Raw genomic sequence first — 20,749 nt, forward strand, 5'->3', positions numbered from 1 at the left:
GGTCAGGGGCGGATGGTCCCGGTGTCGTGGGAGTAGCCGGGCAGGAGGGCGCGTGTCCTGTCGGAGATCACGGGCGGCGGCAGCGGGGCGACCTCCCGCTCGACGTACGTCCGCACGTCCTCACCACGGCCGTAGAGCTCCTTGATCGCGGTCAGGCAGGGGCCGACGAGGCCGGGGTCGGTGATCCGCCGGGCGCCCACGTGGGCGCCGATCTCGTCGTACAGCACCTCGTAGAGCAGCGTGGGGCCGAGCACGACGATCTCGGGCAGCGGCGCGTGGGGCTCCAGCTCCCGCACGGCGTCCGCGTGCAGCACCCGGGGACGCTCGCCCGCCGTCGCCCGTACGGCGAGGACGTGCAGCTCCCACTGGAGATAGGGGGTGAGCGGCGTCTCCACGATGCGGACCCGGCGGGCCTGGGGCCGGGTCCGGTAGTAGCCGACGAGGAACTCCCGCAGTTCCTCCAGCATGGCGAGCGACCCGTCCCAGTCGCCGGCCATCATCGCCCGCCAGCTCGCCACGTCGGGTTCGAAGAACTCCTGGGCGCGTTCGAGCTTCCACACCCCGTCGGGGGCCCGCTCGAACTCCTCGGTGAACTCGGCCTGGTACGCGTCCGCGGGCAGGACCCGCGCCTCGGCCTGCCGTACGTCGTCGAAGATGGTCCCGCCGTGTGCCACCCTTCCCTCCCTGGGCACTCCCTGGTGCTGGCTCTCGTCGGCCGAGGCGTGCGGACGGCCCCGCGGCACCCCCGCACGCCTCGGGCGGTGCTTCGTCAGTTGCCGACGCTGTTGCTGCTGGTCGTGGTCTCGATCTTGTCGAGCAGCCGGATGGTGATCTTCGTCTTGGCCGGCGAGGCGGTCTCCTCGACGGGTTCGGTCTCGTGCTCGTTCGTGTTCATCCGGTTCCTCTCTCTGGAGGGGACATGGATGTTCTCGCGAGAACGCGTTCATGATTCGCCTTTGACTGGGGGCAGTCAAGGATTTCTCTATTCATTCAACCGGCATCGATTTCGGTCCTCGGCCGGAATGAATTGTGCTTCGGCCCGCCGGCCGGGGCCCGCGTGCCGCACACCGGGCAGCCGGGGCGCGGCGGATGCCTGACCCACACGTGGTGGTCCGCGGCGATCAGGTTGACGCCCTGGATGGTGCCGGCCGGCGGCACGGGCACCCCGGTCAGCAGCCCGAGCAGGGCGTGGGCGACGAGCTGGCCGGACACGCCCGCCGAGGTGGCGATCACGCCCGGCCCGCCGAGGTTCACCGGCGTGCCGGGGCGGCGCCGCGCCTCCTCGCCGCTGCTCAGGCACTCGTAGCAGGCGCCCGCTCCCGGCGCGAAACACCCCACGGTGACGAGTGGCCCGTTGTATCCGCCGCCGGCCCAGGGGATGTTCGCGGCGGCGCAGGCGCGGTTGGCCCACACCCGGATGCCGTGCCCGGTGGGCCGGTCCGCGCACAGGGCGAGCGCGTCGTAGCCCGCGATCAGGTCGTCCAGTTGCCGCCTGCTGCCGATGTGGCGGCGCTCGCCCGTGACCCGGATGTCGGAGTTGACGGTCCGCAGCCGCGCGACGGCCGCCTCCGCCTTCGGGCGCCCTATGTCGTCTTCGCCGAAGAGGACCTGGCGGTTGAGGTTGGACAGCTCGACCACGTCGGGGTCCACACAGTGGATCGTGCCGACGCCGACGGCGGCGAGCGCCCACGCCGCGTGGCTGCCGGTGCCGCCCAGGCCGAGCACCACGACCCGCGCGGACTTCAGCCGCAGCTGGGTCTCCCAGCCGTCGCCGCGCGGCGCGACGTCGACGGCGCGGAAGAACGCGTGGTTCCTGCTGTAGCGGTCGAGCTCGCGCTCGCTCAGCCCGGCGGGCGGCCCGGCCGCGGCGTCCTCCACGTATCGGGTGGCGACCAGTTGCTCGACGATCGACGCGGCGTCCGGCACCTCCGGATGGGACAGGCGCAGCCGCTCGGCGATCTCGTCGCGGGACCGGGTGCCGTCCATCAGCGTGAGGGCCGTCCACACCCAGCCGTACGGGTCCGCGATTTCGGCGGCGATCCCGTAAATCTCACCGCCGATGCGAATGGTGCCGTCGTCGTACCGGTGAGGCCGGTGCTCGAATTTCACGCGGGGCAGTCGCACGTGACGACGTTTAGTGGGCGATAACTAGGTGAGTCAACACCGATTTTCGCGTTGCGGAAAAAGGGGTCGGCCGTAAAACGTTCCCGCATCGCCGGCGTCGCATCGTCGTGTGCTCGCCACCGGATCCGTCACCGACTCTGTCACTGAATCAGCCATGCCGGCCGACCGTGGTGATGAGTTGTCGCGCCCGCACCCGTCACACCTACGACGGGACACGACGAGGCGGAAGGATGACGCGATGAGTGCGGACACGCGGCTGGAGGAGCTGGGCGTGAGCGATCTGGGCGTGAGCGGTCTGGGCGAGGTCGGCGAGCCGGCGTTCTCGGGGCTGGCGGAGCGGCACCGGCGGGAGCTGCACATGCACTGCTACCGGATGCTCGGGTCGTTCGAGGACGCCGAGGACACCGTGCAGGAGACGTTCCTCCGTGCCTGGCGGCGGCGGGAGACCTTCGAGGGGAGGTCGACGTTCCGGGCCTGGCTGTACCGGATCGCCACCAACGCCTGCCTGGACCTGCTCGCCAAGTGCCGCCCGGAGCCCGCGACCGGCGGCGAGGTGCCGTGGCTGCAGCCCTACCCGGACCGGCTGCTCGACGAGCTGCCCGCGGGCGACGCGGACGAGCCGGAGACCGTCGCCGTCGCGCGGGAGACGATCGAGCTGGCGTACCTGGTCGCGGTCCAGCACCTCGCGCCGCGCCCGCGGGCCGTGCTGATCCTGCGGGACGTGCTCGGCTGGCGGGCGAAGGACGTCGCGGAGCTCCTCGGGGACTCCGTCAACTCCGTGAACAGCGCGCTGCAGCGGGCCCGCGCCGGCATGCGGGAGCACCTGCCCACCGAGCGGCAGGACTGGACCGGCGGCGAGGAGGACGCCGGGACGCGCGAGCTGGTGCGCCGCTACGCCGACGCCAGCGTGGCCACGGACGTCGGCGGGCTCGCCGCACTGCTGCGGGACGACGTCCGCTGCTCGATGCCGCCCACGCCGGGCCTGTGCGTCGGCCGCGACGCGGTGGTGAACGACTGGATCGAGAGCGGCTTCGAGGGCATGAAGCACCTGCGCGCCGTCCCCACCTCGGTGAACCGGCAGCCCGCCGTCGCCTTCTACCAGTGGCGCAAGCGGGAGGGCGCGTACCTGCCGCTGACGATCGACGTCCTGCGCGTCACCGGCGGGGCGATCACCGAGATCGTCACGTTCCACGACGACCGGTTCCCGCGGCTCGGGCTGCCGGAGCGCCTGCCGGCGGACGGCACGGAGTAGGCCCGGTGCGGACGCGGAGTAGGCCCGGTGCGGACGCGGAGTAGGCCCGGTGCGGACGCTCGCGCTGCGAGGTGGCGCGCGTGTCGCGGCACCGGTCTTGTCGCCACGCTCGGGGCGATGGCGGCCACCACCCTCGCCGCCGCGGTCGCCCCGCCGGGCGATTCGTGTGGACGGCACTGTCGCGGCTGAGGCCTGGCACCTACGCGTGCCGGAGGGCATGGATCGTCACCGCTGGGCATACGTTGGTGACGATGAACGATCAGCCTGCTGTGATCTCACCGCCGCGCCGCCGGGTGCTGGCCGCCGTGCTCGCCGCCGTGGTCGTCCCGCTGACGGGCTGCGGCGGCTCGGCGGGGGAGGCCGCCTCGGTCGCCCCGCGCGAGCGCCTGTCCCCGCCCGCGCCGGCGTCCTCCGCGAGCCCGGCGCCGGAGCCGTCCGTAGGGGACCTGCCCGCCCCGGACGAGGCGGTGCCGAAGGACCCCGCGCGGCTGGCCGAGGCCCTCACCCGTACGGCCGGACGACTGCGCGACGCGATCGACGACTGGAGGCGTACGGACGACCCCGCGAAGGGGGAGGCGCCCGAGCCCGTGGTCCTGCTGTCCCTGTACGAGCAGCGCGTGTACCGCTACCTCGCCCGCAATCCCCAGGTCGCATCCCGCGCCTACGGGAAACTGCCCAAGGCGGTGGCCGCGCGGACGAAGGACAACGTGACGGCCATCCGCGACCTGCTCTCCCTCGCCCACCCCGTCAGCGGCCCGATCAAGATCAAGGTCAGACCGGCGGAACCGGCCGACGCCCTGCTCGCGGCCTTCCGGCGCGCCGAGCGCCGGTTCGGCGTCGAGTGGGAGGTGCTGGCGGCGGTGATGCTCGTCGAGACCAAGTTCGGCCGGGTGCGTTCGCCGAGCTACGTGGGCGCCAGGGGGCCGATGCAGTTCATGCCGGGCACCTGGAAGGCGTACGGCATGGGCGGCGACATCGACGACACCGGCGACGCCCTGTTCGCCGCGGCCAACTACCTCCACGCCTCGGGTGCGCCCGGCGACTACCGGCGCGCGTTGTACGCCTACAACCACTCCCAGGCGTACGTGGACGCCGTCCTGCTGCACGCCCGCCAGATGAAGCAGGACATCAGGAACTACTACGCCTACTACACCTGGCAGGTCTACGTGATCACCACGAAGGGGGAGCGCCGCCTGACCGGCCCTGACCGCAGGTGATGCCGCGGGCGGGACGGTCCTCGGGGAATCGTCCGTAACCAATGCCGCTTTCCGCGCGACTCATCCTTGGGGGATCGATCGCGTACGGGAGGCGGGTTGTGCGGCGGGTGACGAGTGGTGCGGGGACGAAGCCGGTCGGGATCCTCGCTGTGGTGCCGCTCGTCGTGGCGGCGCTCGGCCTGCTGATTTCGGGTTCGGGGCCGGCGCTCGCGGACGGGGCGGCGTGCGGGTTCGGGCCTCCCCGCTCGGCCTGGGTGGAGACGTCCGTGACCATCGCGGAACGCGGCCACGACACTCCCGTGCTGACGAGCACGACGCGGGTCGGCGTCCCCCGTGACTGGGCGGGGTCCGCCGCTCTGCTCGGCGACGGCAGCGGCGACGGGAGCACGGTCGCCTGCCTGCTGCCGGACGGCGGCACGCCGAGCGTCACGACGTCGGACGACGGCGCCGAGGTGGTGGTCCAGAGCACGCGGGAGACCCGCCTGGAGCACTACGGCCCCCGTTGGAGCGGGGAGTCCGCCGGGCTGTGGGCGAGCCGCGAGTCCGGCGGGACCTGGTTCGTCGCGCTGCTGCCCTCGACCGCGGGCGCGCCGCCGACCGTGGACCTGCCGCCCGGGCTGGCCGGCGCGCGCTGGCGGACCGTGGTCGTCAGGATGCCGGAGTCCCGGGTGCGCACGGTGACGCCTCTGCCGTCGCAGGTGCTCCCCGGCGGCACCTACGTCTGGCGGGACGCCGCCACCCCGCCGCGCGTCGAGGTCGCCGTGCCGTTGTCCGCGCGGGCGACGTTCCAGCGCTGGGTGGACCTGCGGGGGCAGAACGTGCTCACGGTCGCGACCTACCTGGGCTTCGCGCTGCCGTACCTGCTGCTGGCCTGGCTGCTCGTGCTGCTCCACCGGCGATCGAGCGACCGGCGATCGAGCGACCGGCGATCGAGCGACCGGGGCTCGGGCGACCGGGGCTCGGGCGACCGGGGCTCGGGCGACCGGGGCGAGCGCGCCCTCGTCAGGCTCGTCCTCGGCACCCTGGCGGCGATCACCACGGTGGAGGCGATCACGGTCGTCCTCGTGCTCACCGAGGCGGGCTTCCTGGCCCACCTGATCGGCCTGACGGACGGGGCGGCGGTCGCCATCCTGGTGGCGCCGCTCTGCGCGGCCGCGTGGCGGGCGGCACGCACGCGGATCCGGCGCGCCGGCACAGCGCCCACCCGTTCGGGGCCCACCCGTCCGGCGCCCACCCGTTCGGGGCTCACCGCGTTCGCCGCAGTGGTGCTCGGGGGAGTGGTGCTCGTCGCCGTCTGCGCCTACGCGCCCCTGTCCATGCGGTACTTCCCCGGCCCGGGGGAGCCCGCGTGGGTCGCGTCATCCGTCGCGACGGCGCTGCTGCTCACCGGGGCGGCGTGGGCGGTCGCGGTCCGGGCCGCCCGGATCCCGGGTGGACGGACGCCCCGGGCCGTCCGCGTGCTGCTGTGCTGGAGTGTTCCGGGACTGGCGCTGCTGACCCTGGCGTTCGAGGCCCATGCGGTCGTCGCGCGCATGGGAAGCCTGGCGGACGTGGTCGAATCGCCCTTCCTCCTGCTGCGAAGCGTCGCGTACCTGATGTGGCCGCTGGTGGTGCTCCTGCTTCTCCTGCTGCTGCGCCTGCACGGGCGGCGTACGGAGACCGTCGGGCCGCTCACCACATGGCTCGTCGTCTTCCTGTTCGTGGTGGGCACGATCAGGTGGCCCGGTACGTACGCGGGGATGCCCGTCCCGCTCGCCGCGCTCGTCGGCCTGGCGGTGCTGCCCCTGCTGCTGCGGCTGACGCGACGGGCCGAGGCCGCGGACCCGGGCGTGTCGCGGCGACGGCTGGCGATGATCGTCGAGGAGTACCGGGACCTGGAGGCGCGGGAGAAGGGCCTGCGGCGGCGCTGGGCCGCGGGCGACATGGACGACGACGCCTACCACAGGGAGAACGGGCCGGTCGTCGACCGCATCCGCGGGCTGCGGATGGAGATCGGCCTCGATCCCGACAGGGAGGACGGGATCAGCCCGCTCGACCTGGCGCTGTCGCGCGGCCCGGGCGTGTCGTGGTGGGCCAACGCGCGGCTCGCCGCGCGGTACGCGTCCTACGTGGGGGCGCCCGCCGCCGTGTTCCTCATCTGGGCCACCTGGAGCACCGACAGCCGGGGGCGCGACGGCTGGCTCGACCGGCTCGGCGACTCGAACGGGTTCTACGGCCTGGCCGGCGACCTGATCGGCGGGCTGCTGATCTGGCCGGTGGCGGGCTTCGTGCTGGGCGCGCTGTGGCGTCGCCTGCCCGGCAGACGCGGCTACCTCAAGGGCGTCGTGCCGGTCCTCGCGTACGCCGCGGCGACGGGCGCGCACGCCGTGCTGAACAACGTCATCGGCCAGGCCCCCGTGCGCGGCTCGCTCGTGCGGGTGCTGCTGCTGTTCCTGGTGCTCACCGTCGTCGCCGTCCTCATGGACGCGCGGACCCTGCAGACCCGCCCGGGTGGTCTCGCGTCGCGGCTCACCCCCGTGGCCGTCGTCTACCGGCTCGGTACGGCGGGCAGCGGGGTCGCGCTCATCGTCGCGCAGGCGGCGGCCATCCTCGGCCTGTGGAGCCAGCTGAGGAACGGCATCGACATCACCTCACAGGTGGACACCTCCACCCAGGCGTCGCTCCCCGCCGACGCGCAGCTGCTGCAGGGACGTGCGGGCGATTAGCCGTCCGCATGGTTGTGTACCGGCACCCGGCCGAGTAGGCCGGGGCGGAGTAAGGGCGGCTCCGGCGCCCGGCGCCGGAGCCGCGGCACGGACTCAGAGGGCGGGGTAGGCGTTGTTCACCAGCATCACGAACTGCTCGTGGTGCCAGTCGCCGATCAGCGGCGCGTTGGGGAGAGCGCCGGTGGGCCGGAGCGCGCCCGACCAGGGCGTGAGGGAGCCCTTGGGGTCGCACCGGTAGTCGATCAGCCGGTCGGAGCCCTCGGGCAGGAGCGGTCCGCCGACGCCGTCCGACTCGCCGGGCCGCTTGATCCACAGGTAGGCGTCGACGCCGGGAACGGGTGCGGCGACCGGCCGGGTCCCCAGCCCCGCGCCGTTCTGGTTGCACTCCGCGCCCCGCGACGGACGCCGGTCGACGCGGCTCTGGTCCACGTACGTGTTGACGTCGCCGGAGGTGCTCGCGGCCGTGGGCCGGGCGGGCCCGCCCCAGCCGTTGCGGGAGGTGTCGACGACCACGCCGAGCGAGCCGGGGAAGCCCTTGGCGATCAGGGCGGCGCGCATCGCGACGGCGTAGCTCCGTTCGTTCAGGTAGGGGTTCCAGTCGATGAACCTGCTCTGGATGATCGGCTGGCCGCTCACGGTCTGATAGGGGTCGGTGAGGAACGGCTCGTCGAGGGGGATGTAGTCCCCGACGTTCGTGGCGATGCCGTCGAGGCCGTTGAGGCCGCGTGCCGTGTCGCGCACGGTCTCGGTGACGAGGGACGCGAGCGCCGTGAAGTTCGTGTCCCAGCCGGCCCATCCCGCGCTGCCCGCGTCCAGATACGTGTAGACGTTGGGCAGGGGCGCCAGCTTGTCGAGGGCGTACCGGATGCCCATCACATAGACGCCCGACCCCGCCGCCTGCTCGCACGGGTAGGTGTCCACCGCGCCACCCACGATGAGGTCGATCAGGGCCCGCGGTTCGACGACGGCCGCGACGCGCAGGTTCCGGTACTCGGGCTTGGCCAGGAGGGCGGCGATGGCGTCGACGTACTCGGTCTTGTAGCGGTTGAGGCCGTTCTGCTGCTCGTGCAGCTCGGCGTCGGAGACCCGCGACCGGCAGTCGCGGTCCGGCAGGTTGTGGAGCACGAGCGTGATGTATCCGGCCCCCTGCTCGACGGCGGTGTCGAGGTGGTCCTTCAGCGTACGGGCGACCCCGGAGCCGCCGGTGACGTCCGCGATCCGGTCCAGCCAGACCGCGGTGGTGGTCGTCTTCAGGCCGCGAATCCTCTGCGCGGTCGCGTCGTCCACCCGCACGGCGGAGGACTCGACGTCGGCCGCCCAGCCCGGGTCGACGTATCCCTTGACGCCGACGAACGGGTTGTCCACCGGCACGTCCGGGCTCGGGCTCGGCGACGGGCCGGCGGTGTCGTTGTCCCGCTCGGTGGCGGTCCACAGGACGGCGCTGGGGGCGGTGGCCTGGCTGCTGCGCGTGTCGAAGGTGGCGCTGCCGTCCACCGCGTCGTCGTCCTCGGCGGCGGCCACGGTGAGGGGCTGCGGGACGTTCCAGTTGTCCGGGGTGAAGGACGGGCTGCCGACGATCGTCAGGTCCTTGTCGCCGGACACGTTGGCGGTGCCGATGTGCACGGTTCCCTCGGGCCTGCGGCTGAGCCGCACCTGGACGCTCGCCGTGCCCCCCTCGGGCACGGTGACCGTCTTGGGCTCGATGACGATCCGCAGCGGGCCGGGCGACGGGCTCGTATCGGGGCTGGCGGACGGGCTCGGCGACGGGCTCGGCGAGGTGCCCGTCACCTGGCAGGGCACGCCGTTGACGGCGAAGTCCGTGGGCGGCGGGTTGCTCCCGGTCCAGGTGCCGTTGAAGCCGATCTGGAAGGAGCCGCCCGAGGCGACGGGCCGGTTCCACGACTCGCTCTTGGCCGTGACCCGGGCGCCGGACTGGCTCCACTGGGCCGACCAGCCCTGCGTGACCCGCTGGGAGCCTGGGAAGGTGAAGGTCAGGGTCCAGTCCGTGAGCGGATCACCGCTGTTCTTCACGGAGACGGCGGCCGTGAAGCCGCCCGAACCCGTTCCCCACTGGGTGCTCGTGTAGGTCACCTGGCACGTGACCGCGGCGTCGGCGGACGTCGTGCCCAGGACCGGTCCCGCCACGGCCAGCGCCGCGGCGGGGACGACCGCCGCGACGGCCGTCAGGATCCTGCGGACGAAACGATGGTGGCCGAAGGGCATAGGCGATCGTCTCCAGGGGCGTGGTGACAGGTTCCGGCATCCGGCGCCCGTTGCCGGTTCACGCAGGGGGCGCCGACGCTCCCAGACTCGGCAATCGCCCGGCTCATGTACACGAATCGCTGAAGTGGAAATGTCCCTTTCCATAGCAGAAATGCGGGAACCGTATGGCACCTCGCGAAACGTCGTACGAGATGCGCGGGGCGGCGCCTGAATGCGGTGAAATATTCAGAGCCGTCGGCCGGGCCGGTCCACGATGCCGGAGGCGAGCAGGGCGGTCGCCCACACCGACCCCGCTCGGAACGCGGGCGTGGAATCACCCTCGACGTACTCGTCGCGCACCCACACCATGCGGCTGCCGAGGTAGCGGTAGGTGCGGGGATCGAGGATGTGGTAGCTCAGGGTGCCCGGATCACCACCCCAGTCGAAGCGGATCCCCAGGCCGCGCCGTCCGGCCGCGTCCGCGACGTCCTTGTCGACCACGACACGGGGGATCCTCATCAGCGCCCGGAACATCGCGCCCTCCAGCTTCGGCGGCATGACCACGTGCCGTTCGAGGTAGAGGAAGATCACGCGGAAGGCCCGCGCGTCCGGGGGCTCGACGTTCTTCTTCACGCCCTCCTCGACCGGCAGGTCGATCCAGTGCCGGTCGCCGCTGACGTGGGCCAGCAGGTCGTCCGGGTCCGTGGGGAGCCGGCGCAGCTTCGCGTCGTATTGCTGGGGGGACAGGTCGTCGTCGCCGGGATCCGGCGGCACGTCGCTGACGTGCATCCGGCCGTCCTCTCCGTAGCCGGCGGTCTGCTTCCCGTCGTAGCGGATCCAGCCTTCCTGCGTCGTGCCGGAATCGTCGTTGGCCTGCCTGTCCAGCGTCCTGGTGTAGTGCCACTGGTCCGGCCTGGGGACGGCCCGCCGCGGCCGCGACTCGGCGACCTCGGCCGCCTGCCGCAGCACGGTCGCGGAGTCGAGCCGTACGGTCGCCGGCCGTGCGACGCCGCCGGGTTCGTGCGGCCGGGTCGCGATCACGACGGACGCGGCGCCGCCGAGGGCCCCGGCGAGCAGCAGCCTGCGGCCGAACCGGGGGAGGTGCCAGGCGCGGACGCGGCGCAGCAGCCGCGCCCTGGCCGGGACCAGCCATTCGGGGCCCGGGTCCGGCACCTCGGCGCGCATCTCACGGAGCAGTCGCAGGTCATCCATGGAGAGGCTCCTCACTTGTCGCGCTGGGGTCGTCGCCGCCGAGCGCCGCGCGGGTCTTCGCCCGCGCCCGGTGTAACCGCGATCGCACGGTCCCCACCGGTATGTCCAGGGCCCTGGCGACCTCCTCGTAGGTGAGGTCGGCCCACGCGACCAGCAGCAGCACGTCACGGTCGCCCGCCGACAGCCCGGCCAGCGCCTTCGCCAGGCCGCGCTGCGCGCTCTGCGCGGACACCCGCTGGTCCACGCGGTCGGCGTACGGCTCGGCGACCTCGTCCACCCCCGTCCTCACCAGTGCCCGGTAGAACCGGATCTCGGTACGGCGGTGCCGTCCGATGAGGTTCGCGGCGATGCCGTACAGCCACGGGCGCGCGTCCGGCTGGGCCGGGTCGTAGCGCTCGCGCTTGCGGAAAGCGGCCAGGAACGTGTCGGAGACGACGTCGTCGGCGAGGGACGCGCCCAGGCGGCGGGCGACGTACCGGTGCAGAGCGGAGGCGTGCCGGTCGAACAGGTCCGCGAAGGCCTCGGGGTCGCGCCGGGACCGCTGGATCAGCTCGGCGTCGTCGACGCGATCGGGCGGTGCTTCGGGGATCACGTGGGGGCTCCATCCATCCGGCTACCCGCTTTCACCCGACGAAGGGAAAAGAGTTCGCGGACGGTTGAAAGCCTTTCCCTAGCGAAGGCCGGTTACGGGCGGTCGCTGAAACAGAGGCAGCCGCCGATCTGGGCCGCCATCTCCAACTGGTCGTAGAACAGCCGGTGACTGAGAATCAGCCCTTCCTCCACCGTGGAGAAACTGCACGAACGTACGAGGATGGGCCGCCCGGTCCCCTCGAGAACGTCCCCGCCGGGGACGAGAAGCGGCCCCTTGTGCGTGCCGCTGATCGTGAACTCCGCCGCCACGGTGTCTCCGAACATGGTCACCGACTGCGGCGTGATCACCATGTTGGGGTACGCCTCCATCCACTGGCCGTAGTAGGAGGCGATCTCCTCCCTGCTCTCGGCGATGCCGTCCGGGGCCACGAGAACGGCCCGCTCGTCGAAGCACTGCGCCAGGGCGTCGAGGTCATGGCGGTTGATGGCCTGTCTCAGCCTGTCCACGGCACGGAGCACTTCGGACATCGGACGTTCCCTTCCCCCGACGAGAGCGGCCGTATGATGCGCCCGCACCGTGACCGGCATGACAGCGTCCGGACATGGGCGGCATTTTCACGATAACTCAGGTCAAATGGCTCTTAGTGGGCCGTGTGAGCCGGTGAGGGATTCCTTCCGTGGTCCCTCTACCGGGGTCTGCTGCTCCCGTTCGCGGGAGTCCGGCCAGCCGGGCACGACCATCCGCAGCGGCTCGCCGGAGGATCGGCCGCCGGGCAGGGCACGGGCGTACGCCGACGTGACGGCCGGTGAAGCGGCGCCCGGGCGGCGGGCCCCCGCCTGCCCAGGACTGCGGGTAAATCCCATTGATCCGTGAGTAGGTCGATGGTTACGGTATGCGCCCGTGTCTTTCCATCTGACCCACCTGGTCGATCCCCACCCCGGCGCATCGAGTCAGCGGCTGGCCTGGCTGGCCTCCCGGTCCGACGGCGTACCCGCCGGATCGGCGTACCTGCGCCTGTCCACCGCCGCGGGACACGAGCATCTCGCCGAGCTCGACCTGCACGTCCACCCGGCCGAGCGCCACGCCGGGGTGGGGTCGCGCCTGCTCGCCGCGGCCCTGGCGGCGGCGCGCGAGGAGGGCAGGCAGTGTGTCACCGCGGAGGTGGAGGCCGGCGCTCCCGGGGAGGCGTTCCTGGCCGCGCGGGGGTTCCGCGCGGCGCTGGGCCTGACGTTCACCCGCCTGGCGCTGGCCGGTGTCGACCACGCCGTCCTCGCCGCGGCCCTCGCGGAGCCGCATCCCGGATATCGGCTGGTCTCCTGGGAGGGCGTGGTCCCGGACGAACTGGCCGAGACCTTCGCCGCGTCCCGCCGCGCGATGGACGACATGCCGATGGACGGCCTCGACTACAGGCCGGCGCCCTGGGACGTCGCCCGGGTCCGGGCCGCCGCGGAGGCGATCGCGCGGCGCGGCGACCTTCTGCACACCGTCGCGGCCGTGGACGAGGCCGCCGGGACGATCGCGGGCTTCACCGAGCTGGTGGTCCCCGGTGACGGCAGGGGTGACGGGCAGCACTACGGCACCGGCGTCCTTCCCGAGCACCGCGGGCACGGCCTCGGCCGCTGGATGAAGGCCGAGACGATCCGGCTGGTCCGGGAACGCCACCCGGACCTCGGAGGGCTGCTCGCCGACACCGCGGACGGCAACACCTACATGCGCGGCATCAACGACGCACTCGGCTACGTGCCGACGCGCCGGACCGTCCACTACCGCTTCGACCTCTAGACGAGTAAGTCCTAAGCCCGGTCAGTGGTCGTAGGCGATCAGTGATCGGGTGATGGGCTGGTTGGTGGCGCGGTTGTGCCAGATGGCGGCGGTCAGCGCGAGGATGCGCTGGGCGACGCGGGCGGCGACGCCCAGCGGGCTGCGTCCGCCGTGCAGTTCGAGGTCGAGTTGGCCTTTGAGGGTGTCGTTGACCGACTCGATGAGCTGGCGGATGGGTTTGAGGTGCTGCTCGCCGGGGCGGGGTGTTCGGTTGTGGTAGGACGGGCGCAGCAGTCGTACCCCGCGTTCGGCCAGGTAGGCATCCAGCTCGGCGGAGACGTATCCCTTGTCGGCGACGATGAGCAGTCCGGGGCGTTCGGCGAGCAGGCGCGGGTCGTGGTCGAGTACGGCCATCAGGACCTGGCGTTCGTCGAGCTTGGGGGTGGCCAGGGCCCAGGTGATCGGCAGGCCGGCCGGGGTGCAGATCAGGTGCAGGCGCAAGCCCCAGAAGTAGCGGGAGTGGGAGCGGCAGTAGCCGTAGCCGGCCCAGCCCGCCAGGTCAGAGCGCTGCGCGGTGGGCCGGGAGCGGCCGCATTCGACCGGGGTGGAGTCGATCACCAGGAGGGTGTCGGTCCATAGGTCGGTGTCGCGGGCCAGGGCGCGGATGGCGCGTTTGAGGAGTGGCAGCGCGGCGCGCAGGCGCTTGTTGTAGCCGGATTGGCCGGGCAGGTAAGGGAAGGCTCCGGGCAGGTGGTTGGGCAGGAAGCGCAGCCATCGGGCTTCGGAGCGGATGCCGAGCAGGGCCTGGGCGATGGCCAGAGTGAGCAACTCGGCGTCGGTGAGCTTGGGTGGGCGTCCGGTCCGGGCCGGACGCCCCAGCCAGTCATCGATCTTGACGTACAGTGCGGTGAGAAGGGTGTTGATGTCTGTCGTCACAAACGGATCATCGACACCCTTCGCCCTTCCCCACAGTCCGCCTCAAAGCGACTTAGGACTTACTCGTCTAGTGCCCCTCCCGCCGACCTTTGCTCCGGGCAAACTTCGGCGGTCGCGGCACTAGCCACTCGTGAAGCCGTGCCCGAGCGGCGGGCCCAGCCGCAGCTGGAGAGCCGGGTAGCGGGGCGCGTCGAAGCCGAGGGACTGGTACAGCTCGATGCCGTACGCCGTGGCGTTGAGGTCGATCGTCCGGACCTCGGTCTCGGTGCGGTACCAGCCGAGCAGCGCGTCGAGGCAGGCCCGCGCGAGGCCGAGGCGGCGGCGGCGCCGGTCGGTGCAGATGTTGAAGACGTGGCCGTGCAGGCCGCTCGGGTTCGTGGGCCCCGGCGCGTGGGGGTCACAGGTGCCCGCCGCACAGCTCACGACCCCGAGCTCCGGGTCGTCCACCACGAACGCGGCGAAGTCCCCCGGATCGCGCAGCCGCCGCCCGAACCACTCCACGGCCGCCGCCCGCCAGGGCGCGCTCTCGTCCCCGGTGTCCGCGCCCATGTCCTCCAGCATCACGGCGCGCAGGCGGACGAGGGCCGCGGCGTCCGCCGTTCCCGCCCGGCGGACCATCCTCCCCGAGATCGTCATGGTGCCCATTGTGGCCCGGTGGCTCAGTCGGCGCCTTCCGCGGCGGCCGCGACGTCCCGCAGCCGGCCCATCGCGTGGTAGGTGCCGAACACGTCCATGTAGTCGCGCGTCTCCACGATCTCGCCGTTCCGTACGCGCAGGGTCAGCAGGCCGGTGGCACGGAAGGGCCGGCCGTCGGGTTCGACGCTGCCGGTGCCCTCCCACTCCCCGGTGACGACCTCGGGATCGGCCGCCTCGTGCACGACGACGTCGTGGATCTCGGCGAGCCGTACGGGGCTCGCGCCCCACGTCGCCCGGTAGAGGGCGCGGATCTCCTCGCGGCCCTCCAGGCGCGCGGGGAACAGCGGCACGCGGAACGGGAACGTGTGGACGGCGTCGGCGGCGTAGAGACCGGCGAGGTCGTCGGCCGACCTGTCGACCATCGCCCGGTGATAGCGGGCCAGCACCTCGCGTGGGGTGAGCGGCATCGGGTGACTCCAATTCACTCAACGGCTGTTGACTCAACGACTGTAGAGCGAACGGCCCGGCATGGTCAACGCCGGTAGAGTCGTCGTGTGGAGGGGACGCCGACGAGCCGGGCCGAGCGCCGGCGCCGCACGGAGGAGCGCATCCTGTCGGCCGCGCGGGCGATCTTCGCCGAGCGCGGCTTCCAGCGCACGACGATCCGGGCCGTGGCGGCGGCGGCGGAGGTCGACCCCGCCCTGGTCATGCAGTACTTCGGGTCGAAGCAGGACCTGTTCGACCAGGCCGTGCGGATCCCGTCGATCCCGCCGCTGGACGGCGAACTGGAGCCGGTCGAGGAACTGCTGGGCAGGATCGGCATGAAGATGGGGCCGCTGCCCGAGGCGACGCTGGCGATGATGCGCTCCATGCTCACCCACCCCGACGCCGCCGAGGAGGTGCGCGGCAAGCTCGACGGCCAGGTGGCGCATCTCGCGGACGCGATCGGGACGGGCGACGCGGAACTGCGGGCCGCCCTGATGGTCAGCACGATGCTGGGCGTGACGATCGCCCACCAGCTGCTCGGCCTCACCGCTCTGCGCGGCGCGTCGCCCGAACGGATCGCCGAGGCCCTGCGCCCGTCCCTGCGCGCCCTCGCCGACGGCTGAGCAGGCCCGTACGGCTACGCCTCGCGGGCGTCGAGAAGCTCCTCCCAATGTTCCTCGGCCCACGCGCACATGGTGTTCAACGGTTCGATCAGGCTCCGGCCGAGTGGCGTCAGCGCGTACTCGACCCGCTGGACGGCCCCGGGGTGGGCCGTGCGCAGGACGAAGCCGTCGCGTTCGAGGGCGCGCAGCGACTGGGTGAGCACCTTGGCCGAGATGCCGCGCAGGGGGACGCGTAGTTCGGAGAAGCGCCGGGGCCCATGCTCCAGGCAGCGAATGATCATGCCCGACCACTTGTCGCCGAGCCGGATGGGCATCAGGCCGGACGGGCAGAGCGGATCGAACATGTCCGGGTCGAGAGGTTCGGTCACGGCGATCACGCTAACCGGTGACCCGGAGGTAACCGCCCATCCGGATACCGTCCGCTGCTGTGACCGGCCGTGGGGCCGGTCCCCGCGGAGAGGGGCGGACGTGAGCGCGATTGTGGTGTTCGGAGCGGGCGGCAGGGCGGGCCGCGCGGTGGTGCGGGAGGCCCGCGACCGCGGGCACCGGGTGACGGCGGTCGTGCGCGACCCGGCCGCGTACGCCGACCGGGAGGGGCGACCGAGCCTGGAGGCGGACGACGTCGTCGCGGGCGACGTCACGGACGCGGACGCGATCGCCCGGGTCGCGGCGGGGCACCAGGCGGCGGTCAACGCCGCCGCCGATCTGGCCGCCCCGCCGATGGAGTTCTTCCCGGCGGCGGCCCGTGCGCTGCTCGGCGGGCTGGAGCGGGCCGGCGTCCGGCGGCTGATCGCGGTCGGCCTGGCCACCGGGCTGCGGACCGCCGCGGGCACGCTGCTCATGGACACGCCGGGCTATCCGCAGGAGTACCGCGAGTTCTACCTCGGTCACGAGGCGGGCGACGCCGTCCTGCGTGAGGCGGTCACCCCGGTGGACTGGCTGGTGATCAGCCCGTCCGGCGACTTCGACCACGACGGGGTCCGCACCGGCGGGTACCGCGTCGCGCCGGGCGACGCCGGGAGCCGGATCTCCTACCCCGATCTCGCGGTCGCCGTGCTGGACGAGGCGGAGCGGCCGCGGCATCACCGCGTCCACCTCGGCGTCGAGCGGGCCTGATCACCGCGATATCGGTGTGACGGGTGTGATTAGAGCGACCGGCGGCGGGCAGTGCGGCTTCCATGGTCATCTCGGCTTCCCCCGGCGCTCGGCGAAGCGAGCACGGGCTCTGCTCCGCCTGCGTCCGTGAGTTGTTCGACCGGGCCGGCCGCCGGTACATGTACCCGCTCGTCTGCTGCGACGACTGCCGGCCGCCGGCCGGAGTGGCCTCCGCCGTCCTGCGCGCGGACTGCGGACGGGAGTGCCGCGGGCCGGACGCGCGTAGGTCCGTGTCCGCCGCGACGGGCTGCACGGCCTGCGGCCCCGGCCTCCGCTGGGAGGGGATCACGGGTCCCGACGCCCTGGCGGCGGCCGTCGCGGCGATCGGAGCCGGGGGAGTGGCCGGCCTGCACGACCTGTTCGCCGACCAGGTCGTCTGCGACGCCAGGTCGGAGCAGGCGCTGGCGCGCATGGACGGCGCGTCGGGACGGGTCCGCGTGCTGGTCCGGAACGTCTCGACGGCCAGGGAGGTGGCGAACCTGTCCCCGACCGACATCCGCGCGCTGGTCGAGCGGACCGAGCCCGCCACGCTGGTGCGGCTGCGCGAGCCGGTGCTCCCCCGGGCCGTACGGCGCGTGACGCCCGACGTCGACCTGTTCCTGCCGCGCACTCCGCTGCAGTATCTGCTCACCGCGCACGTGGACGGCCCACTGGCCGTGTGGGACCGGCCGGGCGAGCGGGCGGACGAATGGCCGTGCGACGGGACGCTGACCGTGAGCGGGCTGGCGCGTGCGGGACGTCAGAGCCGGATGGCGGGGTTGCCCGCCCACCTGGCGCTGGGCGGTGCCTCCCCCGTCATCCTCAGCAAGGAGCCGTCGCCCATCAGCACTCCGTAGCGCGCGGAGGGCCGCGCGGCGGTCGATCCCTTCCCCGTACGGCGGCGCGGCTCGTCCGAGGAGTCACTGTCGCGCCGGTGGAAACACGTTTACGATCGACGGATGCGTGATCGTCTTCAGCACGACCGCAATCGACCGAGCGTAGCCGGGCCTGGGGCGCAGGCGGCCTGGCTCGGCCATCCGGTGACCGTGGCGGCGATCGGTGTGCTGATCGTCAACGACCGCGTGCTGAAACTCGCGTGGCCGGGTGTGGTCACCGGCAAGTTCAGCGACCTCGCCGGCATGCTCGTCGCGCCCCCGCTGCTCGCCCTGCTCGTGGCGTACGCGGCCCGGGCCGCGCGCCGCGTCCCGCCGGGCGGCCGTACGGCGGCCGGGGCGATCGCGCTGACCGGGGTGCTGTTCGCCTGGATGAAGACGACCGGGACCGGCGCGGAGGCGGCGACCCGGGCGTGGGCGATGCTCGTGCCGTCCTCGCGGGTGGTGGCCGACCCCACGGACCTGCTCGCGCTTCCTGTCCTCGCGGTCGCGTGGCTGGTGTGGCGGCGCGCGGCCCGTGCCGGGCGCCGGGACGTCGCCCGGGCCCGCGTGCTGGTGGTGCTGCCCGCCGCGGTCTTCGCCGTGACGGCGACCAGCGCGGTGCCCGCCTCGCCGTCCGCCCGGGCCGTCGAGGTGCGGGACGGGGAGATCGTGGTCGTGGTGCCGGACCGGTTCACGATCGCCAGCCGGGACGGCGGGAGGTCGTGGCACGAGTGGAAGGGCTCGCCGTCTCCTTCCGCGTCCCCGGCTCAGTCCCCGGCTCAGTCCCCGGCTCAGTCCCCGGCTCAGTCCCCGGCTCAGTCCCCGGCTCAGTCCCCGGCTCAGTCCCCGTCTCCGTCCCCGTCTCCGTCCTGGTCTCCGGCGACCCGGGCGTGCGTGCCCGCCGACCCGGGGCGGTGTTACCGGGTCACACCGGGTCGGCTCAGGGTCGAGCAGACCACGGACGGGGGAGCGACCTGGACGGTCGCCTGGGAGATCTCCAGAGGCAGACAGGGCTGGCTCGACCGGGTCTACGAGAATCCCGATTCCCTGGGCGAGCCCAGCGGTCCGGCCGTCTCCCTGGCCGTCGCCGTCCAGGAGGTGCCCGGCGGCCACGTCGTCGCCGTGGCGAACGGGACCGACGGGGTCGCCCTGCGCGAGGTGTCGGGACGGTGGCGGCGGCTGGGCTTCCCGGAGCACAGCCCCGAAGGGGCCCCGCTGTCGGAGAGCGCCCCGGCTCCCCTCACGTCCCCCGGGAAGCGGATCGGCCCCGAACTGGGGGCCGCCGTCCTCGTGGCTCTCGCGGCGCTGCTGGCGGCCCTCGGCACGACGGCGGGGGCACGCAGGTGGCCGGTCTGGTTCGGGATCTGCGCCGCGGCCCTGTGGACGAGCGTCCTGCTGATCGTGACGGCGGACGGGATTGAGGACTACCTGTCCCTGCTGCTCGCCGCGCCGATGTTCGTCGCCGGCGTGGCCGGTGTGCTCACGGTCTGGCTGCGGTGGCAGCCGCAGGGGACCCGTCTCCTGCTCGCGGCGCCCGCCGCGTTCGCCGCCGTCGCCCTGCCGTTCCTGGGCTGGAGCGCGGGTCTGCCCGACGACTACGGCGTCGCGGTGCTGCTCGCGGTCCTGCTCTGCGCGGTGGTCCTGGTCGTCGCCGTACGCGCCGCCGTACGGGAGCGGACGCGCAGCCGGAGGGAACAGGCCGCGGTCGCACCATGAGGAAGCGGGCAAAGAGCACGTAAAAGCTCTGTCGTGTCGGGAATGACCGGATTTCGATCCGAGAGATCGAGGGTGGTCCGGGTGAACGCCGTCCCCGCCGTTCACGTGGTCGCGTCTACCCTCGGTCGTCCGCCGGCACACTTCGCAATGTCGGGCATACCCGACGTATTGGAAGCACCGGCTTCGCCGTGACGCGAGGTCACGGCCGTCCATGCGGGCGTGGCGTGGCGCCGGGGGTGATGGTTCCCGTGTGGGTACGTTCCTGCTCGGGAGGATCGCCATGACAAAGATCGTCGCTGTCGCCGTGCTCGCTGCGATGACCATGCTCGGGACGGTCGCCGCGGTCGCCTCGGTGGACGCCGGGGCCGGCGGCCACCCGAGGACCGGTCCGAGGGCGGGGATCGCGCCGCAGGCGCCCGCTCCCAGAGGGGGCGTGGAGCGGCAGGAGGTGAGCCGGGACCAGTACGACGTCCTCGTCGGCCAGTGCCGCTACCGGAAGACTTCCGAGGCGCGGAAACGCTGCCGCGTGGAGGTGCGCGAACGGTACAGGGTCGGCGCCTTCAACCCGAACCTCGACTGCCGTACGTACTCCGGGGTCAGCGTCTGCGGCGCGCTCGAACTCACCGCCGCGCAGCGCTCCTGTGTCGAGAAGTCCGTGGCCGGCGGGCTGACCCGACGGCGGGCCGAGGTGGAGTGCTACGCCTTCCGCTGAGGCCGCCCTTTTCGGCGGAATTTCCGGCCGAACCCAATCATTTGGCCAAAACGCAACTTTCCGTGATCTACCCTGCGGGGGTGGACGCCAACAGTCAGGGTGCCGCCGAACTCCTGAAGGCGCTGATGCGTACGGCGGCGCGGTTCAGCGAGATGGGGCGCTCCGTCTCCCGCGACTTCTTCCCCCACGTCCGCGTCGAGCCCGTCTCCGATCTGGCCGGGCCCGCCGTACGGCTCGGCGCCGCGCTGGCGCTGCCGGGGCACGACCTCGTGTTCGAGACCGCGGTCGGGGTCGGCGACGGGACCTTCAGTGTGCGGGGCGATCTCGTGCTCGACGGCGAGGAGGAGATCCTGGTCCTGCCGTCCGTCGAGATCGCCGATCCGGTGGCGTGCGCGGACCTGCTGGACCGGTACGCCGACGAACTGCTGACACCGGCCCGCTGGCACGTGCAGCGGCTCCTGGAGTCCTGCGAAGCGGACACCGAGTGAGAAGCGCGTCCTGCGAAGCGGACTCCTAGCGAGAAGCGCGTCCTGCGAAGCGGACTCCGGGGAGACGGAGGAAGGGAC

21 protein-coding genes are annotated in these 20,749 nt (G+C 72.7%); 10 read left to right on the forward strand and 11 right to left on the reverse strand.

The window, feature by feature from the left end:
- Positions 1-2: 2 nt before the first annotated feature.
- From HHX30_RS08485 to HHX30_RS08490, 3 genes are all read right to left on the reverse strand, one after another.
- A complete protein-coding gene (locus HHX30_RS08485; protein WP_169981142.1) occupies positions 3-674 on the reverse strand; it encodes a DUF6879 family protein in 672 nt (223 codons plus the stop codon).
- A 95-nt stretch (positions 675-769) separates the two neighbouring features.
- Entirely contained in the window at positions 770-895 is a 126-nt protein-coding gene (locus HHX30_RS42565) for a hypothetical protein (RefSeq protein ID WP_259401129.1), read from the reverse strand.
- Positions 896-990: 95 nt separating this feature from the next.
- Complete coding sequence (locus HHX30_RS08490; protein WP_211591751.1) at positions 991-2,124, reverse strand: ThiF family adenylyltransferase; 1,134 nt, start codon at positions 2,122-2,124, stop codon at positions 991-993.
- A gap of 238 nt (positions 2,125-2,362) precedes the next feature.
- Between HHX30_RS08490 and HHX30_RS08495 the strand changes: the two genes are divergently transcribed.
- From HHX30_RS08495 to HHX30_RS08505, 3 genes are all read left to right on the forward strand, one after another.
- Positions 2,363-3,376, forward strand: a complete 1,014-nt coding sequence (locus tag HHX30_RS08495; protein WP_169981144.1) for an RNA polymerase subunit sigma-70 — start codon at positions 2,363-2,365, stop codon at positions 3,374-3,376.
- 251 nt (positions 3,377-3,627) lie between these two features.
- Complete coding sequence (locus HHX30_RS08500) at positions 3,628-4,593, forward strand: lytic murein transglycosylase (protein WP_169981146.1); 966 nt, start codon at positions 3,628-3,630, stop codon at positions 4,591-4,593.
- 152 nt (positions 4,594-4,745) lie between these two features.
- Positions 4,746-7,298, forward strand: a complete 2,553-nt coding sequence (locus HHX30_RS08505) for a DUF6185 family protein (RefSeq protein WP_169981148.1) — start codon at positions 4,746-4,748, stop codon at positions 7,296-7,298.
- A gap of 93 nt (positions 7,299-7,391) precedes the next feature.
- Here the strand turns inward: HHX30_RS08505 and HHX30_RS08510 are convergent, their stop codons facing one another.
- From HHX30_RS08510 to HHX30_RS08525, 4 genes are all read right to left on the reverse strand, one after another.
- Positions 7,392-9,521: a glycoside hydrolase family 6 protein gene (locus tag HHX30_RS08510; RefSeq protein ID WP_169981150.1), complete on the reverse strand. Its 2,130-nt coding sequence runs from the start codon at positions 9,519-9,521 to the stop codon at positions 7,392-7,394.
- Positions 9,522-9,746: 225 nt separating this feature from the next.
- Positions 9,747-10,712, reverse strand: a complete 966-nt coding sequence (locus HHX30_RS08515; RefSeq protein ID WP_169981163.1) for a CU044_5270 family protein — start codon at positions 10,710-10,712, stop codon at positions 9,747-9,749.
- Complete coding sequence (locus tag HHX30_RS08520; protein ID WP_311922212.1) at positions 10,705-11,304, reverse strand: RNA polymerase sigma factor; 600 nt, start codon at positions 11,302-11,304, stop codon at positions 10,705-10,707. Before HHX30_RS08520 ends, HHX30_RS08515 begins: the two co-directional genes overlap by 8 nt.
- 92 nt (positions 11,305-11,396) lie before the next feature.
- Positions 11,397-11,831 (reverse strand): nuclear transport factor 2 family protein, encoded by a 435-nt coding sequence (locus tag HHX30_RS08525; protein WP_169981165.1) that lies wholly within the window; start codon positions 11,829-11,831, stop codon positions 11,397-11,399.
- Between the two features lie 373 nt (positions 11,832-12,204).
- Here HHX30_RS08525 and HHX30_RS08530 point away from each other — a divergent pair, with 373 nt between their 5' ends.
- Complete coding sequence (locus HHX30_RS08530) at positions 12,205-13,086, forward strand: GNAT family N-acetyltransferase (protein WP_169981167.1); 882 nt, start codon at positions 12,205-12,207, stop codon at positions 13,084-13,086.
- A 21-nt stretch (positions 13,087-13,107) separates the two neighbouring features.
- Here HHX30_RS08530 and HHX30_RS08535 read toward each other — a convergent pair whose 3' ends face one another.
- From HHX30_RS08535 to HHX30_RS08545, 3 genes are all read right to left on the reverse strand, one after another.
- On the reverse strand, positions 13,108-14,001 hold the full coding sequence (locus HHX30_RS08535) for an IS982 family transposase (RefSeq protein WP_169981169.1): 894 nt from the start codon (positions 13,999-14,001) through the stop codon (positions 13,108-13,110).
- A 120-nt stretch (positions 14,002-14,121) separates the two neighbouring features.
- Positions 14,122-14,637, reverse strand: coding sequence for a GNAT family N-acetyltransferase (locus tag HHX30_RS08540; RefSeq protein WP_211591752.1), 516 nt, complete (start codon positions 14,635-14,637; stop codon positions 14,122-14,124).
- Positions 14,638-14,660: 23 nt separating this feature from the next.
- On the reverse strand, positions 14,661-15,104 hold the full coding sequence (locus tag HHX30_RS08545; protein ID WP_169981171.1) for a nuclear transport factor 2 family protein: 444 nt from the start codon (positions 15,102-15,104) through the stop codon (positions 14,661-14,663).
- Positions 15,105-15,191: 87 nt separating this feature from the next.
- Between HHX30_RS08545 and HHX30_RS08550 the strand changes: the two genes are divergently transcribed.
- A complete protein-coding gene (locus HHX30_RS08550) occupies positions 15,192-15,746 on the forward strand; it encodes a TetR/AcrR family transcriptional regulator (protein WP_169981174.1) in 555 nt (184 codons plus the stop codon).
- Positions 15,747-15,760: 14 nt separating this feature from the next.
- Here HHX30_RS08550 and HHX30_RS08555 read toward each other — a convergent pair whose 3' ends face one another.
- Positions 15,761-16,114, reverse strand: a complete 354-nt coding sequence (locus tag HHX30_RS08555) for a helix-turn-helix domain-containing protein (protein ID WP_169981176.1) — start codon at positions 16,112-16,114, stop codon at positions 15,761-15,763.
- Between the two features lie 100 nt (positions 16,115-16,214).
- Here HHX30_RS08555 and HHX30_RS08560 point away from each other — a divergent pair, with 100 nt between their 5' ends.
- The 5 genes from HHX30_RS08560 to HHX30_RS08580 all read left to right on the forward strand — a co-directional run bounded on the left by HHX30_RS08560 (position 16,215) and on the right by HHX30_RS08580 (position 20,671).
- A complete protein-coding gene (locus HHX30_RS08560; protein ID WP_169981178.1) occupies positions 16,215-16,862 on the forward strand; it encodes an NAD(P)H-binding protein in 648 nt (215 codons plus the stop codon).
- A 62-nt stretch (positions 16,863-16,924) separates the two neighbouring features.
- Positions 16,925-17,737, forward strand: coding sequence for a Sua5/YciO/YrdC/YwlC family protein (locus tag HHX30_RS08565; RefSeq protein WP_169981187.1), 813 nt, complete (start codon positions 16,925-16,927; stop codon positions 17,735-17,737).
- Positions 17,738-17,839: 102 nt separating this feature from the next.
- Entirely contained in the window at positions 17,840-19,471 is a 1,632-nt protein-coding gene (locus HHX30_RS08570; RefSeq protein ID WP_169981189.1) for a hypothetical protein, read from the forward strand.
- Positions 19,472-19,751: 280 nt separating this feature from the next.
- A complete protein-coding gene (locus HHX30_RS08575; protein ID WP_211591754.1) occupies positions 19,752-20,183 on the forward strand; it encodes a hypothetical protein in 432 nt (143 codons plus the stop codon).
- Positions 20,184-20,263: 80 nt separating this feature from the next.
- The gene (locus HHX30_RS08580; RefSeq protein ID WP_169981191.1) at positions 20,264-20,671 is read left to right on the forward strand and encodes a hypothetical protein; all 408 of its coding nucleotides are present in this window, start codon (positions 20,264-20,266) and stop codon (positions 20,669-20,671) included.
- The last annotated feature ends 78 nt before the right edge of the window (positions 20,672-20,749 follow it).

It is taken from the genome of Microbispora sp. H10836 (assembly GCF_012999525.1).
In the GTDB taxonomy this organism is placed as follows: Bacteria; Actinomycetota; Actinomycetes; order Streptosporangiales; family Streptosporangiaceae; genus Microbispora.

Coding starts and splice junctions, on each gene's coding strand:
- HHX30_RS08525 (WP_169981165.1), bottom strand. CDS start 11,831: ATGTCCGAAGTGCTCCGTGCCGTGGACAGGCTGAGACAGGCCATCAAC.
- HHX30_RS08575 (WP_211591754.1), top strand. CDS start 19,752: ATGACAAAGATCGTCGCTGTCGCCGTGCTCGCTGCGATGACCATGCTC.
- HHX30_RS42565 (WP_259401129.1), bottom strand. CDS start 895: ATGAACACGAACGAGCACGAGACCGAACCCGTCGAGGAGACCGCCTCG.
- HHX30_RS08510 (WP_169981150.1), bottom strand. CDS start 9,521: ATGCCCTTCGGCCACCATCGTTTCGTCCGCAGGATCCTGACGGCCGTC.
- HHX30_RS08515 (WP_169981163.1), bottom strand. CDS start 10,712: ATGGATGACCTGCGACTGCTCCGTGAGATGCGCGCCGAGGTGCCGGAC.
- HHX30_RS08495 (WP_169981144.1), top strand. CDS start 2,363: ATGAGTGCGGACACGCGGCTGGAGGAGCTGGGCGTGAGCGATCTGGGC.
- HHX30_RS08540 (WP_211591752.1), bottom strand. CDS start 14,637: ATGACGATCTCGGGGAGGATGGTCCGCCGGGCGGGAACGGCGGACGCC.
- HHX30_RS08570 (WP_169981189.1), top strand. CDS start 17,840: ATGCGTGATCGTCTTCAGCACGACCGCAATCGACCGAGCGTAGCCGGG.
- HHX30_RS08545 (WP_169981171.1), bottom strand. CDS start 15,104: ATGCCGCTCACCCCACGCGAGGTGCTGGCCCGCTATCACCGGGCGATG.
- HHX30_RS08500 (WP_169981146.1), top strand. CDS start 3,628: ATGAACGATCAGCCTGCTGTGATCTCACCGCCGCGCCGCCGGGTGCTG.
- HHX30_RS08565 (WP_169981187.1), top strand. CDS start 16,925: ATGGTCATCTCGGCTTCCCCCGGCGCTCGGCGAAGCGAGCACGGGCTC.